Source organism: Streptomyces sp. NPDC059142 (assembly GCF_042755665.1).
Taxonomy (GTDB): domain Bacteria; phylum Actinomycetota; class Actinomycetes; order Streptomycetales; family Streptomycetaceae; genus Streptomyces.
Genome location: NZ_JBHZDA010000012.1, coordinates 83,193 through 96,146, shown reverse-complemented (window position 1 = coordinate 96,146; position 12,954 = coordinate 83,193). Strand labels below are relative to the sequence as shown.

Below are 12,954 nucleotides of genomic sequence, written 5' to 3'. Positions count from 1 at the left end.
GTCGCTGTGTTAGGTCGAGGTGCGGTCGTTGTTTTGTTTGCCCCCCGTCGGGTTTTTCTCCCTGGGGGGGGGGGGCGGGGGGGGGGCGGGGGGCGGGGGGCGGGCGCCTCCCCCAACCCCCCGCCCCCCGGACTGTGCCGGCTCGTACGGCTACCGCGCGAACCGGGCCAGCGGGTTGGCCAGCGTGCCGATGAGCTGGAGCGCGCCCGCCGGGTCCGCGATGTCGACCATCTGCTCGTTGTTGCGGAGCTGGAGCCGGTTGAGGCAGGAGAGCGCGAACTCCTCGTCGAACAGGTCGTACTGGCGGAATTTGTCGGCCAGTTGCGGCAGCGACTCCTGGTACCCCCGGACGCACTCGGCGACCGTGCGCCAGAACGTGTCCTCGTCGGGCAGCGTGCCGTCCGAGACGAGGTCCGCGCTCAGGAAGCGGAGGAAGCAGTCGAAGACATCGGTGAAGATCGACAGGACCTTCATGTCCTCGGGCACGTCCGCGCGGATCCGCTCGACCGCGGGCGGCAGCACCGCGTCCGGGTCCATCACCGCGATCTCCTCGGCGATGTCCTTGAAGACCGCCCGCTGGACGACGCCGTCCTCGATGACCAGGATGACGTTCTCGCCGTGCGGCATGAACACCAGGTCGTACGCGTAGAAGGAGTGCAGCACCGGCACCAGGTACGCGTCCAGGTAGCGGCGCAGCCAGTCCGCGGGCGCCAGCCCCGACGCGGCGATCAGCGCGCCCGCGAAGGACGAACCGTCCCGGTCGGTGTGGAGGAGGGACGCCATCGTGGCGAGCCGCTCCCCGCCCCTGAGCGAGGGCACGGGGCTCTCGCGCCAGAGCGCGGCCAGCATTTTCAGATACGGGGAGCCCTTGGCGGTGGCCGCCTCGTACTGCCGGTGGTGGTAGCCGATCGCCGCGCGCTCCCGGATGATCGAGAAGCGGGCCGCGCGCAGGGTGGCGTCGCTCTCGATCAGACCGGCGAGCCAGTCGTTGATCGCGGGCGTGGCCTCCATGTACGCGGCGGACAGGCCGCGCATGAAGCCCATGTTGAGGACGGAGAGCGCGGTTTTGACATAGTGCTTGGCCGGGTCGCTGGTGTTGAAGAAGGTACGGATCGACTGCTGGGCCAGGTAGTCGTCCTCGCCCTCCCCGAGACAGACGAGATGGCGGCGGCCCAGCTCGGCGGCGAAGGTGACGGAGAGTTTGTTCCACCACTGCCAGGGGTGGACGGGGATCAGGAAGTAGTCGTCCGGGTCGAGACCCTGGCCGCGCAGGACCCCGTCGAACCGCTCCAGCGTCGCGGCGGACAGCTCCTCGCGCATCAGGGAGGAGTAGTCGAGCCCGGCGCCCGCGGTGAAGGTGGCCCGGTCGCGGCGGGCGGCGAGCCAGACGAGCCGGACCGGGTTCGCGGCCTCGGGGGCGTACGCGCGGTACTCGTCCACGCCGAAGCCGAGCCGGCCGTTGTTGGCGACGAAGCAGGGGTGGCCCTCGGTCATCCCCGTCTCGATCTCCTGGAAACCGGCGGTGGCCAGCTCCGCCGAGGTGACCGGCTTCTTGGTGAGTTTGTACGCCGTGCCCGCGAGGGTGGAGGAGATCTCCTCCAGGTAGACCGGCAGGATCGCGGCGGACAGACCCAGCGTCTCGCGCAGCTCGATGAAGAAGTCGAGTGCGTCCAGCGGCAGTTCGGCGTCGCCGCGGTGGCGCCGTACGGAGTCGGCGGGTATCTGCCAGTGGTCGAGGGCGAACCGGCGCGCGGTGAAGCGGTACTCGGTCGCGCCGTCGTCGCTCCGTACTCGGTAACGGTCCTCGCCGAGGGGCTCGGGCGTCAGGATGCGCTCGTGGGAGAACTCCGCGAGGGCTTTGCGGATGAGGAGCCGGCCGGCCTGCTCCCAGCGCTCGGGGGTGAGGTGGGCGACGCTGTCCGTGGTTTTCGCCGCGGCGTTCGCGGGTGCTTTCTGGCTGCTCATCGGGTGACTCCTTGTGCTGCGTGAGCGGTCTGCTCGGCCGGGGGCGCCTGCTCGGCTCGTACGGTCTGCTCGTTCTGTACGGCCTGCTTGCTCTGTACGGTCTGCTCGGTCCGTGCGGTCTGCCCGGTCCGTGCGGCGAGCGCGGCGTGGAACATCTCGCGCGTGCAGACGCTCAGATAGGCGTCCTTCTCCGGCTTCTCCAGTTTTCTCTCGATCCGGAAGCCGACCGCCTCGTTGAGGGCGTGGACGGCGGCGTTGCGCACATCGGGCTCGACGACCACACGCGTCACGGACGGGTCGTCGAAGAGCAGCGCCATCACCGTCGTGATCACGGCGCGGGTGAAGCCGTGCAGCCGCCGCGCGCCGTCGACGGGGGCGACCAGGAAGTGCATCCCGATGTCGCCGGGCTCGGCGTCGTACAGGCCCTTCAGCTCCACCTCGGCCGGGTCGTACCGCTCGATGAGGAAGGCGGGGACGCCGTCGTGCAGCCCGAGGAACGCGTCGTGGTTCGTGGCGGCGGCGATGCCCATGTACTCGCGCTCCACGTCCGGCAGCGTCGCGCCCTGCATCAGCCAGAAGGCCGCCTTGGGGTGCGTGACCCAGCCGTGGAGCAGTTCGATGTCGGCGAACGGGTCGACGGCGCGCACCTCGAAGAGGCCCAGCCGCTCGTCCGTACGGGAGAACAGGATCTCCGGCTCCGCCGCGTGCCCGGGGTGTTCCGCGCGCCCGGTCATCGGACGGTGCCTTCCGGCGCGGCGAACTCCTGGAAGGCGATGGCCTTCTCGACCGGGTAGTACTCGCGCCCCAGCAGCTCGCCGATGATGTACGCGTTGCGGTACGGGCCCATGCCCAGGTCGGGCGAGGTGATGCTGTGCGTGTGCACGGCGGCGTTCTGGAGGAAGATCCCGCGCCCGGTCGTGTCGATGCTGTAGTTGCGGGCGACGTCGTAGCGGCCGTGGCCGTCCAGCCTGATCCGGTCCGCGACCGGCTCCAGGAAGGCGGGGGCGACGTACTTGTAGCCGGTGGCGAGGACCAGGCCCTGGGAGGCGAGCGAGAAGTCCCGTTCCTGCTCCTCCTGGCGCAGTCCGAGCGTGTAGGTCCCGTGCTCGTACGAGGCCGAGGTCAGCGCGGTGTTGGCGAGCAGCCGGGTGCGCACCGGGCCCGTGAGGTTCTTCTGGTAGAGCAGGTCGAAGATCTGGTTGATGAGTTCCGAGTCGATGCCCTTGAACAGGCCCTTCTGCCCCGCCTCCAGCCGGTAGCGGGTGGCCTCCGGCAGCGCGTGGAAGTAGTCGATGTACTCCGGGGAGGTCATCTCCAGCGTCAGTTTGGTGTATTCGAGCGGGAAGAAGCGCGGCGAGCGGGTGATCCAGTTGAGCTGGTAGCCGTGCGTGTCGATGTCGGAGAGCAGGTCGTAGTAGATCTCCGCGGCGCTCTGCCCGCTGCCGACCAGGGTGATGGACTCTTTTTTCTGGAGCTCCGCCTTGCCCTGGAGGTAGCGGGAGTTGTGCAGGACGTCACCGCCGAGCCCCTGGCAGGACTCGGGGACGTACGGCGGGGTCCCGGTGCCGAGCACCAGACGCCGGGCGCGGTAGGTCTCGTCCGCGGTGCGGACCACGTACAGCTCGCTCTCCTCCTCGTACGCGACGGAGGTCACCGTGCGGTTGAAGCGCACGCTGGAGAGTTTGGCGGCGGCCCAGCGGCAGTAGTCGTTGTACTCGGTCCGCAGCGGATAGAAGTTCTCGCGGATGTAGAACGAGTACAGCCGCCCGGACTCCTTCAGGTAGTTGAGGAAGGAGTACGGCGAGGTCGGGTCGGCCAGCGTGACCAGGTCCGACAGGAACGGCGTCTGGAGGTGGGCGCCTTCGAGGAACATCCCCGAGTGCCACTCGAAGTCGGGTTTCGACTCCAGGAAGACACCGTCGAGTTCGTCGATCGGCTCGGTCAGGCAGGCGAGTCCCAGGTTGAAGGGGCCGAGCCCGATGCCGACGAAGTCGTACGGCGCGCTGCGCTCAGGAAGCGTGGACAAGGTTCTCTCCCAGGTACTGCTCGGCGTGGCCGGAGATCAGATCGAGGACGGCGGCGATGTCGCGCACGGTGGTCTCGGGGTTGAGCAGGGTGAACTTCAGGTACTGGCGTCCGCCCACGGTCGTCCCGGCGACCACGGCCTCGCCCGAGGCGAAGAGCGCCTTGCGGGCGTGCAGGTTGGCGCGGTCGATCTCGGTGGGGCTGGTGATGTGGTCGGGGATGTAGCGGAAGACCAGCGTGGAGAGCCGGGGCTCCACGACGACGTCGTAGCGCGGGTCGGCGGCGAGGAGCTGCCATCCCTCGGCGGCCAGGTCGCAGACCTCGTCGAAGAGTTCCCCGATGCCGTCGGCGCCCATGACGCGCAGGGTCATCCACAGTTTGAGGGCGTCGAAGCGGCGCGTGGTCTGGAGGGACTTGTCGACCTGGTTGGGGATGCGCTCCTCGACCGTCCGGCGCGGGTTCAGATAGTCCGCGTGGTACGTGGCGTGGCGCAGGGTGGCCCCGTCCCGTACCAGCACGGCCGACGAACTCACCGGCTGGAAGAAGGACTTGTGGTAGTCGACGGTGACGGAGTCGGCGTGCTCGATGCCGTTCAGGAGCGCCCGGCGGGTGAGGGAGGTCAGCAGCCCGCAGCCGTACGCCGCGTCGACGTGCATCCAGGTGTCGTACTGCTCGCAGAGCGCGGCGATCTCCGGCAGCGGGTCGATGGAGCCGAAGTCGGTGGTGCCCGCGGTCGCGACGACGGCCATCGGGGTCAGCCCCTCGGCGCGGCAGCGCTCCAGCTCGGCGGCGAGGGCCACGGTCTGCATGCGCTTGTCGCGGTCGCAGGGGATCGAGACCACGGCGTTCGGGCCGAGCCCGAGCAGGGTGGCCGACTTCTGCACGCTGAAGTGGCTGCACTCGGAGGCGAAGACACGCAGTTTCGTCAGCTCGTCGGCTTTGGCCTCCTCGCGGGCGAAGAGCAGCGCCTGGAGGTTGGACTGGGTGCCGCCACTGGTGAAGACACCGTCCGCACCGGCGCCCAGCCCGATGCGCTGCGCGGTCCAGTCGATGAGCCGGCGCTCGATCAGGGTGCCGCCGGCGCTCTGGTCCCAGGTGTCCAGGGAGGAGTTGACGGCGGAGAGCACGGCCTCGCCGAGCACGGCGGGTATGACGACCGGGCAGTTGAGGTGCGCGAGATACCGCGGATGGTGGAAGTAGACGGCGTCCCGCAGATAGACGCTCTCCAACTCGTCGAGCGCGGCCGAGGCGTCTCCGAGCGGCTGGTCCAGATCGACCGCGGAGACCACGGGGGCCAGTGCGTCGGGGGTGATACCGCTGAACGGCTTCTCCGTTGTGGCGAGTCGGTTCGCCACCCGCTCGACTCCTTCGGTCACGGAGCGCCGATAGCGGTCCGCCGTCGCGCCATTGAGCAGGTGCGCACGCATGCTGGGGTCCTCCCGGATGTGGGGGTGCGGGGGTGGGGCTTGCTGAGGCTTGGTTAGGTTAGCCTAACCTAACTTCTCGTTTCAATCTCGCATCGAACCGTCCTCGTCACACCGCCGGTGCGGCGAGGGTCCCTCCGTGGTGCGTCGAGTGGTGCGTCTCCCGGCCGTTCGCCACCGGCCGTCGCGCTGTCCGTCGCCTGCCGCGCGCTGTCCACCACTGGCTGTCGCGCTGTCCGCCGCCGGCCGTCGTGCTGTCCGCCGTCCCGCCGCGCGCCGGTCCGCGCGCGTGCGGGGGCGCGTGCGCGCGGACCTGTTGGGCGGACCTCCGCGCCCTGCGGGTACGGGCTACGCGGCGGCCCGCGCCGCTTCCCCGGCCCGCTCGCGGACCGTCTCCGCGGCGCCCTTCCTGGCCGACTCGGCCGCAGCCTCGCGCAGTTGCTCCTCGCTCAGCCCGAGCCGCCAGTAGCCGACGAACGTCACCCGGCGCCGGTCGACGCCCCGTTCGTGTACGAGATGGCGGCGCAGCGCCTTGACCGTGCCCGACTCCCCGGCGATCCACGCGTACGGGGCGCTCCCGCGCGGCTCGAAGGCGCGGACGGCCTCCAGTGCGGACGGCGCGCCCTCGTCCCGTACCAGCCAGGTGATCCGGGCGTCGGCGGCGGTGGGCAGCGGCTGCCGGTCCGCGGCGTGCGGCACATCGATCCAGACATCGGCCTTCAGGCCCGCCGGCAGCCACTCCAGGATCGCCGACGCGGCGGGCAGCGCCGTCTCGTCGGCCCAGATCAGTACGGAGTCGGCGTCGGCCGGCGGCCGGAACCGCACCGCCGTGTTCTCCGCCACGGCGGGGCCCAGCACCAGCACCTGGTCGCCGGGCGAGGCCCGGCCCGCCCAGCGGCAGGCGGGGCCGCCGTCGGGGTGGAGCGCGAAGTCGATGTCGACCTCGTCCGGGTCGCGGCGCTGCTCCCGCAGGGTGTACGAGCGCATCACGGCCCGTACGTCGTCGGGCAGCGCGCGCCACGCCGTCCACCAGCCCTCGCCCTCCTCCACCGGCACGACCGGCGCGCTCTGGCCCGGGTGCGGGAGGAAGAGCGACAGGCTCTGGTCGCGGCCCCCGGCGGCGAAGCCGGCGAGCTCGCCGTCGCTCCGGCCGCCGAAGGTGACGCGGACCAGGGACGGGCTGAGGCGCCGCGTCCGTACGACCTGGAGGGAGAAGAAACGGAACGGGGCTGTCTCAGCCGTCTTCATGGGGGTCAGCCGACCTTCCTCGCGGTTTCGGTTGCCTGGGCCGGACCGGAGTATGTGGGCATGACGATTCCCATCCCTGGGTGCTGGGTACGGCCTGTGACAGCCAGGTTGCTCATTCGAAGGTAGGTTAGCCTAACCTCACCGAGTATCCCAGGGTGCGTCCGGCACACGGACGCGGAAAAGCAGGGGGCCGGAGGCCCGGCCCCCGCCGGGCGGCGCGACGGGCGGCCGGGGAGCGGCCCGGATCAGTCCGGCAGGCCCAGCTCACGGGCGATGAGCATGCGTTGGACCTCGCTGGTCCCCTCACCGATCTCCAGGATCTTGGAGTCGCGCCACATCCGGGCCACCGGATATTCGTTCATGAAGCCGTAACCGCCGTGGATCTGGGTGGCGTCCCGGGCGTTGTCCACGGCGACCGTCGACGAGTACAGCTTCGCGATCGCCGCCTCCTTCTTGAACGGCTCCCCGTGCGTCAGCCGCGAGGCCGCGTCCCGCCAGCCGATCCGCGCCATGTGCGCGCGGGTCTCCATGTCCGCGATCTTGAACTGGATCGCCTGGTTGGCGCCGATCGGCCGGCCGAAGGCGTGCCGCTGCGCCGCGTACGCCACCGACTCGTCCACACACCCCTGGGCGAGCCCCGTCGCCAGCGCGGAGATCGCGACCCGGCCCTCGTCCAGGATCCGCAGGAACTGCGCGTACCCGCGCCCCTCCTCGCCGAGCAGATTCGCCAGCGGGACCCGTACGTCGGAGAAGGACAGCTCGCGGGTGTCCGACGCGTTCCACCCGACCTTCGAGTACGGGGCGGCGACCGTGAAGCCGGGGGTGCCGGACGGGACGATGATCGAGGAGATCTCCGGACGCCCGTCCGCCTTGCGGCCGGTGACGGCGGTGACCGTCACCAGACCCGTGATGTCCGTGCCCGAGTTGGTGATGAAGCACTTGGTGCCGTTGATCACCCACTGGTCGCCCTCGCGCACCGCCGTGGTGCGCGTACCGCCCGCGTCGGAACCGCAGTCGGGCTCGGTCAGCCCGAACGCGCCCAGCATCTCGCCCGAACAGAGCCGGGGCAGCCACGCGAGCTTCTGCTCCTCCGTGCCGAACCGGTACACCGGCATGGCGCCCAGCGAGACCCCGGCCTCCAGGGTGATCGCCACCGAGGAGTCGACGCGCGCCAGCTCCTCCAGCGCGATCCCGAGCGCGAGGTAGTCGCCGCCCATACCGCCGTACTCCTCCGGGAACGGCAGCCCGAACAGCCCCATCCGCCCCATCTCACGGACGATCTCGTACGGGAACTCGTGGCGCTCGTAGAAGTCGCCGATCTTGGGCGCGACCACCTCGCGCGCGAACTCCTCGACGGTACGGCGCAGTTCTTCGTGCTCGGTGGAGAGGCGGTGGTCCAGGGGCATCGGGTCACTCCTTGGGGGACTGGGCCGTGTCGGACGCCGCCGTCCGGCCGGACAGCGCGCGGACGGTACGGGAGGGGCTGGGGCGGCCCAGCTCCCCGGCCAGCCAGACGCTGGTGGCGGTGAGCCGGCCGAGGTCGACACCGGTCTCCACCCCGAGGCCGTCGAGCATCCACACCAGGTCCTCGGTGGCGAGGTTCCCGGTGGCGCTCCTGGCGAACGGGCAGCCGCCCAGGCCGCCCGCCGACGCGTCCACCGTCGTCACGCCGTGCTGGAGCGCGGCGAGCGTGTTGGCGAGCGCCTGGCCGTAGGTGTCGTGGAAGTGCACGGCGAGGGTGCTGGTCGCCACCCCCTCCTCGTTCAACTCGGAGAGCAGCGCCTGGACATGACCGGGGGTGGCCACCCCGATGGTGTCGCCGAGGCTCAGCTCGTCGCACCCCATGTCCCGCAGCGCCTTGGCGACGGCGACGACCTGGTGGATCGGGACGGGCCCCTCCCACGGGTCGCCGAAGCACATGGAGAGATAGCCGCGCACCCCCATCCGCTCCTCACGGGCGCGGGCGACGACCGGCGCGAACATGGCGAGCGATTCGTCCACGGTCCGGTTCAGATTGGCCTTGGCGAAGGACTCGGTGACGCTGGCGAACACGGCGACCCGGCGGGCCCCGAGCGCCAGCGCGCGGTCCAGACCGTGCCCGTTCGGCACGAGGACCGGCAGCTCCACCTCGCCCCGCAGATCCGCCAGCAGCGGGAAGAGCGCCTCGGCGTCCGCCAGTTGGGGCACCCACTTCGGGTGGACGAAGCTGGTGGCCTCGACGGTGGTCAGCCCGGCGTGCGCGAGCCGGTGGATGAACTCGGCCTTCACCTCGGTCGGTACGACGTTCGTCTCGTTCTGGAGCCCGTCCCGCGCGCCCACCTCGTGGATACGGACCCGGGGCGGCAGCCCCTGCGCGGGAACGGCCATGGGCAGCCCGTCGGTCATGACTCCTCCTGTACGCCGGAGATCGGTGCGCGGGAGACCGGTGCGCCTGGCATCGGTGCGCCTGGCACCGGTACGCCGGGCGGCTGTGCGCCGGGCGCCGGTACGCCGGGCGGCTGTGCGCCGGGCGCCGGTACGCCGGGCGGCCCGGAGACCGGCTCCCCGGGCGGCTGGGCCGCGGGCGGCCCTGCCGGGGTGACGACGGCCAGCACCTGGTCCATGGCGACCGTGGCGCCGGGGGTGACGTCCAGCTCGGCGACCGTCCCGTCGTGCGGGGCGGAGATGACGTGCTCCATCTTCATCGCCTCCACGACCAGCAGGCTCTGTCCCGCCACGACCGTGTCCCCGACGCCCACCTTCACCACGGTGACCGTCCCCGGCATCGGCGCGGTCAGCGCGTCCACGCCGCCCGCCGCCCCGGCGCCCCGCAGCGCCGCCTCCACCGGGTCGAAGTCCTGCACGTGCCAGCTCTCGCCGTTCCTGCCGAGCCACCGCCCCGCCCGGTGGAAGGTGTGGGTCACTCCGTCCAGGGTGACGGTGACGAGACCGGGCTCCACCCGGAACCCGTCCGAGGCCGAGATCTCGTACGTCACCGGGTCCTGTCCCGCGACACGCAGCGAGTGGCGTACGGGCGCGGGCGCGCCGCCCAGCCGCCAGCCGCTCGGCACGGAGAAGGGATCCACCCACCCCGCCGCTCCCGTGGGGCCTTCCGCCGCGGAGGGCTCCAGCTCCGCCTGGCGGACGGCCGCCGCCGCCGCGTACACCTCCGGCGGCACCCCGTCCGGCACCAGGGCGGCCATCTCGCGCTCCACCAGCCCCGTGTCCAGCTCGCCCGCGACCACCGCGGGAAGGGCCAGCAGCCGGCGCAGGAACCCGGCGTTCGTCGGGACCCCGAGCGTGACCGTGTCCGCGAGGGCCGCCCGCAGGGTGCGCAGCGCCGTGGCCCGGTCGGGGCCGTGGGCGACGACCTTCGACAGCATCGGGTCGTACGTACTGCCGACCTCCGTGCCGACCGCGAGGCCCGAGTCCGTCCGCACGCCGCCGCCCTGCGGCTCGCGCAGCGCCAGCACCGTGCCCCCGGAGGGCAGGAAGCCCCGGCTGCCCTCCTTCACGGAGACCGTCTCCGCGTAGATCCTGGCCTCCACCGCGTGCCCGGTGAAGGTGATGTCCTCCTGGGCGAGGGCAAGTTCCTCCCCGGCGGCCACCCGGAGCTGCCACTCCACCAGATCGAGACCGGTGATCAGCTCCGTGACCGGATGCTCGACCTGGAGGCGGGTGTTCATCTCCATGAAGAAGTACGACGCCGGGTCGTCGCCCGGGACGATGAACTCGACCGTCCCCGCCCCCGTGTAGCAGCACGAGCGCGCCGCGCGGACCGCCGCCTCGCCCATCGCCGCGCGCGTCGCCGCGTCCAGCAGCACGGACGGCGCCTCCTCCACCACCTTCTGGTGGCGGCGCTGGAGCGAGCACTCGCGCTCGCCCAGATGCACCACGTTCCCGTACGTGTCGCCGAGGACCTGGATCTCGATATGGCGCGGCCGGTCCACCCACCGCTCCAACAGCAGCGTGTCGTCCCCGAAGGAGGAGCGGGCCTCGCGCCGCGCCGCCGCGATCTCCTCGGCGAGCGCCGCCTCCGCGCGCACCAGCCGCATGCCCTTGCCGCCGCCGCCCGCCGACGGCTTCAGCAGCACCGGCATCCCGATCCGGGCAGCCGCCTCGGTCAACTGGGCGTCCGTCAGCCCGCTGCCCGAGGAGCCGGGCACCACGGGGACGCCCGCCGCCCGTACCGTCTCCTTCGCCCGGATCTTGTCGCCCATCAGCTCGATCGCGGCGGCCGGCGGTCCGATGAAGACCAGCCCCGCGTCGGCGCAGGCCCGCGCGAACGCCGCGTTCTCCGAGAGGAAGCCGTATCCCGGGTGGACCGCCTGCGCGCCCGTACGCGCCGCCGCGTCCAGCAGCCGGTCGGCGCGGAGGTAGCTCTCCGACGCCGCCGCGGGCCCGATCCGTACCGCCGTGTCCGCCTCGCGTACGTGGCGCGCGTCCGTGTCCGCGTCGCTGAACACCGCGACCGACCGCACGCCGAGGGCGCGCAGCGTACGGATCACGCGGACCGCGATCTCGCCACGATTGGCCACCAGGACCGTGTCGAACATTGCCGCTCCCACCCTCACCCTCGCCCTCTCACATCCGGAAGACGCCGAAGCCCGCTTCACCGAGCGGGGCGTTGGCACACGCGGTCAGGGCGAGACCCACCACCTGACGGGTCTCCAGCGGGTCGATCACCCCGTCGTCCCAGAGGCGCGCCGTCGCGTAGTAGGCGTTGCCCTGTGTCTCGTACTGCGCGCGGACCGGGTCCTTGAACGCCTCCTCCTCGTCGGCGCCCCATTCCTCGCCGCGCCCCTCGATCTGGTCCCGCTTGACCGTCGCGAGCACGGAGGCGGCCTGCTCGCCGCCCATCACGGAGATCTTGGCGTTGGGCCACATCCACAGGAAGCGGGGGGAGTAGGCCCGCCCGCACATCGAGTAGTTGCCCGCCCCGTACGAACCGCCCACCACGACCGTCAGCTTCGGGACCCGCGCGCAGGCCACCGCCGTCACCATCTTCGCGCCGTGCTTGGCGATCCCGCCCGCCTCGTAGTCCCGGCCGACCATGAACCCCGAGATGTTCTGGAGGAAGAGCAGGGGAATGCCGCGCTGGTCGCACAGCTCGATGAAGTGCGCCCCCTTCTGCGCGGACTCGGAGAAGAGGATGCCGTTGTTGGCGACGATCCCGACCGGATGGCCGTGGACATGCGCGAACCCCGTCACCAGCGTCGTACCGAACTCGGCCTTGAACTCGGCGAACCGGGAGCCGTCCACCACCCGCGCGATCACCTCGCGCACGTCGTAGGGCGTACGGGAGTCCACCGGCACCGCGCCGTACAGCCCGGCCGGATCCACCGCGGGATCCTCGACCGGCTCCACCGACCAGGGCAGCGCCCCGCGCGCGGGCAGTGTCGAGACGATGGTGCGCATGATCCGCAGCGCGTGCGCGTCGTCCTCCGCGAGATGGTCGGTCACCCCGGACGTACGGGAGTGGACCTCGCCGCCGCCCAGCTCCTCCGCCGTGACCACCTCGCCCGTCGCCGCCTTCACCAGCGGCGGCCCGCCCAGGAAGATCGTGCCCTGCCCGCGCACGATCACCGCCTCGTCGCTCATCGCCGGGACGTACGCCCCGCCCGCCGTGCAGGAGCCGAGGACGGCGGCGATCTGCGGGATGCCGGCGCCCGACATCCTGGCCTGGTTGTAGAAGATCCGGCCGAAGTGGTCCCGGTCGGGGAAGACCTCGTCCTGGAGCGGCAGGAAGGCGCCGCCCGAGTCGACGAGATACAGGCACGGCAGCCGGTTCTCCAGGGCCACCTCCTGGGCGCGCAGATGCTTCTTCACCGTCATGGGGTAGTACGTGCCGCCCTTGACCGTGGCGTCATTGGCGACGATCACCACCTCGCGGCCGCTGACCCGGCCGATCCCGGCGATCACCCCGGCGGCCGGGGCCGCCCCTCCGTACATCCCCTCCGCCGCCAGCGGCGCCAGCTCCAGGAAGGGCGAACCGGGGTCGAGGAGGGCGTCCACCCGCTCGCGCGGCAGCAGCTTCCCGCGCGCGGTGTGCCGGGCCCGGGCCTTCTCGCCGCCGCCCAGCCGCGCCGCGCCGAGCCGGGCGCGCAGCGCGTCGGCCAGCGCGCCGTGCGCCACCTCGTTGGCCTTCCAGGCCGCGGACGCGGGGTCGGCGGAGCTGGTCAGCACGGGGGCCCGCTGCGCCGCCGGCCGCACGGCCTCCCGTACCGCCGTGTGCCCGTCCACCCGCCTTGTCGGCTGCTGCATCGCTGGTAGCTCCCTTGCTCCGGCCCGCGTCCGTCCGCCCACCCGCGTC

The 12,954-nt window shown here is 71.7% G+C and carries 9 protein-coding genes; all 9 read right to left on the bottom strand.

The window, feature by feature from the left end; genetic code table 11:
• Positions 1-150 precede the first annotated feature (150 nt).
• Positions 151-1,965 carry an IucA/IucC family protein gene (locus ACFXPK_RS07270; protein ID WP_384992300.1) on the bottom strand — a complete coding sequence of 605 codons (1,815 nt, stop codon included), beginning with the start codon at positions 1,963-1,965 and terminating at the stop codon, positions 151-153.
• A complete protein-coding gene (locus ACFXPK_RS07265) occupies positions 1,962-2,699 on the bottom strand; it encodes a GNAT family N-acetyltransferase (RefSeq protein ID WP_385072625.1) in 738 nt (245 codons plus the stop codon). Before ACFXPK_RS07265 ends, ACFXPK_RS07270 begins: the two co-directional genes overlap by 4 nt.
• Positions 2,696-3,991, bottom strand: coding sequence for a lysine N(6)-hydroxylase/L-ornithine N(5)-oxygenase family protein (locus tag ACFXPK_RS07260; protein ID WP_385072622.1), 1,296 nt, complete (start codon positions 3,989-3,991; stop codon positions 2,696-2,698). Before ACFXPK_RS07260 ends, ACFXPK_RS07265 begins: the two co-directional genes overlap by 4 nt.
• Complete coding sequence (locus tag ACFXPK_RS07255; protein WP_384992294.1) at positions 3,975-5,417, bottom strand: pyridoxal phosphate-dependent decarboxylase family protein; 1,443 nt, start codon at positions 5,415-5,417, stop codon at positions 3,975-3,977. The genes ACFXPK_RS07260 and ACFXPK_RS07255 overlap by 17 nt, the downstream gene beginning before the upstream one ends.
• Positions 5,418-5,762: 345 nt before the next feature.
• On the bottom strand, positions 5,763-6,662 hold the full coding sequence (locus tag ACFXPK_RS07250) for a siderophore-interacting protein (protein ID WP_385072619.1): 900 nt from the start codon (positions 6,660-6,662) through the stop codon (positions 5,763-5,765).
• A 245-nt stretch (positions 6,663-6,907) separates the two neighbouring features.
• Positions 6,908-8,068, bottom strand: a complete 1,161-nt coding sequence (locus ACFXPK_RS07245) for an acyl-CoA dehydrogenase family protein (protein ID WP_384992288.1) — start codon at positions 8,066-8,068, stop codon at positions 6,908-6,910.
• 4 nt (positions 8,069-8,072) lie between these two features.
• A complete protein-coding gene (locus ACFXPK_RS07240) occupies positions 8,073-9,047 on the bottom strand; it encodes a hydroxymethylglutaryl-CoA lyase (protein WP_384992285.1) in 975 nt (324 codons plus the stop codon).
• Positions 9,044-11,197: a biotin carboxylase N-terminal domain-containing protein gene (locus ACFXPK_RS07235; RefSeq protein ID WP_385072616.1), complete on the bottom strand. Its 2,154-nt coding sequence runs from the start codon at positions 11,195-11,197 to the stop codon at positions 9,044-9,046. The genes ACFXPK_RS07240 and ACFXPK_RS07235 overlap by 4 nt, the downstream gene beginning before the upstream one ends.
• A gap of 28 nt (positions 11,198-11,225) precedes the next feature.
• Positions 11,226-12,827 carry a carboxyl transferase domain-containing protein gene (locus ACFXPK_RS07230; protein ID WP_385072647.1) on the bottom strand — a complete coding sequence of 534 codons (1,602 nt, stop codon included), beginning with the start codon at positions 12,825-12,827 and terminating at the stop codon, positions 11,226-11,228.
• Positions 12,828-12,954 lie beyond the last annotated feature (127 nt).

Coding starts and splice junctions, on each gene's coding strand:
- ACFXPK_RS07270 (WP_384992300.1), bottom strand. CDS start 1,965: ATGAGCAGCCAGAAAGCACCCGCGAACGCCGCGGCGAAAACCACGGAC.
- ACFXPK_RS07265 (WP_385072625.1), bottom strand. CDS start 2,699: ATGACCGGGCGCGCGGAACACCCCGGGCACGCGGCGGAGCCGGAGATC.
- ACFXPK_RS07255 (WP_384992294.1), bottom strand. CDS start 5,417: ATGCGTGCGCACCTGCTCAATGGCGCGACGGCGGACCGCTATCGGCGC.
- ACFXPK_RS07250 (WP_385072619.1), bottom strand. CDS start 6,662: ATGAAGACGGCTGAGACAGCCCCGTTCCGTTTCTTCTCCCTCCAGGTC.
- ACFXPK_RS07245 (WP_384992288.1), bottom strand. CDS start 8,068: ATGCCCCTGGACCACCGCCTCTCCACCGAGCACGAAGAACTGCGCCGT.
- ACFXPK_RS07240 (WP_384992285.1), bottom strand. CDS start 9,047: ATGACCGACGGGCTGCCCATGGCCGTTCCCGCGCAGGGGCTGCCGCCC.
- ACFXPK_RS07235 (WP_385072616.1), bottom strand. CDS start 11,197: ATGTTCGACACGGTCCTGGTGGCCAATCGTGGCGAGATCGCGGTCCGC.